Genomic DNA, 3,899 nt, shown 5'->3' with positions numbered 1-3,899 from the left:
CTTGCGCACGATCTCACCCAGCAAGGCGTCGAGCCCGGCTTCGCCGCCCCGATCGAGAATGGCGGCAAAAGCCTCGGCCAGATCCCTGTCGCCGGCGGATGTGCCCGAAATCATCTCGCGGCGCGCCGCGGCAAACAGCGAGGCTTCCATCTGGCCGTCGAGCATCTCGAAATGGGCCGGGATGTTGGCTTCCAGCGGGAACTGGTGCAGCACCGATTCGCAGAAGGCATGGATGGTCTGGATCTTCAGCCCGCCGGGTGTTTCCAGCGCCTCGGCGAACAGGCGCCGCGCCCGGCGCATGGTCTCGAGATCGGGCCGGCGCCCCTCCAGAGCCTCGACCTTTGCCGCCAGATCCGCGTCACCAAGCGTCGTCCACTCCGACAGTGTCGAGAACACCCGGTTGGACATGTTGGCGGCGGCGGCGCGCGTATAGGTCAGGCACAGTATCTTCGACGGATCGGTGCCGCGCAGCAGCAGCCGGATGACGCGCTGGGCCAGCACATGGGTCTTGCCGGATCCGGCATTCGCCGACACCCAGGCGGAATTGCCGGGATCGGCGGCGCGGGCCTGGCTGGTCGCGGTGTCGCTGGGGATCGGATAGGCCTTTTTCATGCCTCTCCTCCCTCGTCACCGGCATCGCCGCCTGCCGACCATTCGAGCACGCGGGCAAGATGGTCGTAGTCGCCATCAGTCTCGCCTTCGCGGAACGGCAGCGCGCGCGACAGATAACCCGTCGCAGGATCGGCATAGTGGATCAACAGCTTTTCCAGCCGCGCCCAGGCCTCTTCGGCAAGATCGGTCGCGGTCCGCGGCTGGCGATTGTGTTCGAGGATGGATTCCTCGAACACCTCGCCATTCGGCTTCAGCCTGATGAAGGCCAGTTGAGAGGGCTCGCGCGCGCCTAAATCCTTGAAGGCGCCGCGCCTGAGCAGCGCACCCTCCAGCGCCAGTTGCGGCGCTAGCAGTGTGTGCGCCTGCGCCTTGGACGGCGAGGAACCGGTCTTGTAATCCAGTATGTCGGCCATGCCACCGGCCAAAAGGTCGACCCGGTCGGCGTAGCCGGACAGAGTCACGCCGGACTGGCCGACAACGGTCTTGCCGGCGCGCTCCTCGGCATAACGCCTTGTCACCGCATCGGCGCGCGTGCGCTCCCACTCGATGATGTTGGCGGCGAGTTTCTCGAAACGTGGCCACCACACCGCCTCGACATCGGCCGGAAGCGCGGCCTCGGCAAAACAGGCGCGGCCGGCGGCGATAAGGCCGGCGAGCGCCTCGGGGGTGCGCGGATCGGCGACACTGCCTGAGAACAGGTGCAGGATGGCGTGAAACAGCGTGCCGCGCTCGGCCGCACCAGGATCGCGGATGACCTGATCGAGCGGCATCAGGCCAAGGATGCGTCTCGCATAGACGGCGTAGGGGTCACGGCGCAGGGTCTCGATCTCGGTGACCGAGAAATGCGTCGGGCGCACCGACAGCGGCGGCTTCGGCTGCGGCCGTGGCGCGAAATCCTGCCTTGGGCCGGTATCCAGCGCGCGCGCCCAGGCGAGCAGTTCGTCGCCACGCCGGCGCAGCTCCGCTGCCTGGTCGCTGCCGATGAAGGTCAGCAGCCGCTGCAGCCAGCGCGACGGCACGGCGGGGGCGTCGCCGGCACGCGCCGAGCGGGACAGCACCACTTTCCCAGCGCCCATGGCCATCTGGAAATCATGCGCGGCAAGGCCGATGCGCCGCTCGGGCGGTTCGAGGTCGATGCCGGTCTTCATCAGCCGCGACATGAAGCGGTCGCTCTCGGGCTTGCGCGGCCATACGCCCTCGTTGAGCCCGCCGATGACCAGCGTGTCGACGGTCTGCAATCGGGCTTCCAGCGCACCCCAGATGGCGATGTTCCGGTCGGTGCCTTGTGCCGGCTTGACCGTTTCAGGCGCGATCAGCGCCGCCATGATATCGGGCCACTCGGTCGCCGCGAAGGACAGTGAAGCCGAAGCCGAGACCAGCCCGCGCAGCAGTTCGGCAAGCTTTTCACCGGCGTCACCGGCATAGAGCTCGCCAAGACCACCGTCGGCGGTGCGGCCGAGATTTTCGAGTGAGACGACACTGGCCCTGACAAGCGCGGCAAGGTTGGCGTCATCCCGGCCGCGGAAGGCTGCGAGCGGCGCCAGCGCTTGCTTGAGACGTTCAAGCAAATTCCGGGCAGTTTCGATGGAGCGCACGGTCAGCCGGGAAAACCAGAAGGGCTGTCGACTGCCGCCGCCCAGGCCGGTGAGGCGGGCCTCGAACAGTTCCGGCAGCGAAACGATGTCTGGGCGGCCGGTGCCGCCGCGCAGCGCCACCAGCTCGACGAGTTCCGCCGCGTGGCGCACATCGGCCCGTTCGAGGCCGAGGCCAAGCAGCGGATGCTTGAGCAGCGACAGCAGGCCAACCGGATCGCCTGGCCTGAACAATGCCTCGAGCGCCAGCCTGAGCAGGCTGGCCGCCGGGGTGTTGGCGAGCGGCGTGCCACCGGAATCGTCGGCGACGACGCCGAAGCGCTGGAGCTCGATCGAGACGCGCCGTGCCAATGCGCGATCGCCGGTGACGAGAGCCGCCCTTTGGCCGGGCTGTTCGACCGCGCGCTTGAGCGCGACGGCGATGGCGACAGCTTCATCACGTTCGCTGGCAGCTTCGAGCAGGGTCACCTCGGCGAAGGCGCCGGCAATGTGGGACGCCGGGAAGCCCGCACGTGTCTCGGCCCAGAGTTCGGTGGTTTCGGCCGGCCGCAGCGCTTCGCCGACAAGAGCGGCGCGAAGCGCAAGTCGCGGTTCGGCCACGCCAATCTCCTCGACGTCGCCGCGCAATACGCCGATCTTGCCTATCAGCCTGGCCAGGCCATATTGCGGGTGGCCGAGCACAGCTGGACGCGCGCCGGGCGCGGCAATCGCCTGGAATGACGCTTCGTCCAGCGTTCGGTCGAGACCCGGCAGCACAATGGCGCCGCCGGGCAGGCGCGCGATGGCGGCAAGCAGTTCAGCCGTGGCGGGGATCGAGCCGGTCGACCCTGCGGCGATGACCGGGCCAGCGGGCGGATTGCGCAGCAGCCGCGCCGCCTCGGCGCGGATCAGCGCGCTGCGATGCGCGGCCGGATTGGAGCGGTCGCTTTCCGCGAGGAATTTCGGCCAGGCTTCGGTGACGATGCCGAGGAATTCGAGGGTCACCTGCCACCATCCGGCAAGGTTGCCGGTCACCAGATCGGTGAGCTTGGCCCAGTCCGTTCCTTCCGTCTCGATCTCGTCCATCAGCCGGGCGAGATCGCGCGCCAGCCAGATCGCGTCGGCGGTGGAAGCCGGGATGACGATCTCCTCGGCAAAGAGGGCGGCGACATGTGCCGGCAGCCGGCGTTTCCAGGCGCGCACCAGCGGCGTCAGCAGCAACAGGCGTTCGGTTGCCGAAATCGGCGGCGCGAGATCGATGGCCGCCGATGCCTCGGTCTCGAACGCGGCCTCATCTTCGTCGAACTCGCCGAGCGGCCGGATGACCGGCAGGATTGCCGAGCCGCCGCCGCCGCGTGCCGCCAGGCTGTCGACGAAGACACCCCGCAAGGCACGCGCGGCACGGCGTGTCGGCACATAGATGGTGACATCGGCCAAAGCGAGCGGGTCGCCGTCAAATCGAAACCCCGGAACAAGGCGACCGGCAAGCAGCGCCTCGGCAAGCGTCGGCAGAAACGGCGCTCCGGGCGGGATCGAGAAAACGCGGCTGGAGCCGCTCATTGCGACTCGATGAGCGCGCCGGCGACCGCCGCTTCCGCGAGCGGTACGGCATCGGGCGTGCCGACGGTGACCCAGTGGCCATGCATCGGCATGCCGAACAGGCGGCCGGCCGCGATGGCGGAATCGAAATAGGCGTTGAGCGAGTGCGGCCCGGCC

General features: G+C 68.4%; 2 protein-coding genes and 1 pseudogene. All 3 read right to left on the bottom strand.

Annotated elements, in window-relative coordinates; genetic code table 11:
* Window positions 1–612, bottom strand: a 612-nt coding sequence (locus EN749_RS32320; RefSeq protein WP_145991093.1) for a UvrD-helicase domain-containing protein, incomplete at its 3' end; no start/stop codon positions are given.
* Window positions 609–3,743 carry a double-strand break repair protein AddB gene (gene addB / locus EN749_RS32315; protein WP_128364692.1) on the bottom strand — a complete coding sequence of 1,045 codons (3,135 nt, stop codon included), beginning with the start codon at window positions 3,741–3,743 and terminating at the stop codon, window positions 609–611. The genes EN749_RS32320 and addB, both read right to left, overlap by 4 nt.
* Window positions 3,740–3,899 (bottom strand): annotated as a pseudogene (locus EN749_RS39165) (nucleotidyltransferase family protein); the annotation flags it as partial. The pseudogene EN749_RS39165 and the gene addB, both read right to left, overlap by 4 nt.

The organism is Mesorhizobium sp. M7A.F.Ca.ET.027.02.1.1, assembly GCF_004022985.1.
Classification (GTDB): domain Bacteria; phylum Pseudomonadota; class Alphaproteobacteria; order Rhizobiales; family Rhizobiaceae; genus Mesorhizobium.
This window is presented reverse-complemented; position numbering and strand designations above follow the sequence as displayed.

Bases quoted from the DNA above. Each gene is read 5' to 3' on its own strand.
- addB (WP_128364692.1), bottom strand. From the start codon at position 3,743: ATGAGCGGCTCCAGCCGCGTTTTCTCGATCCCGCCCGGAGCGCCGTTT.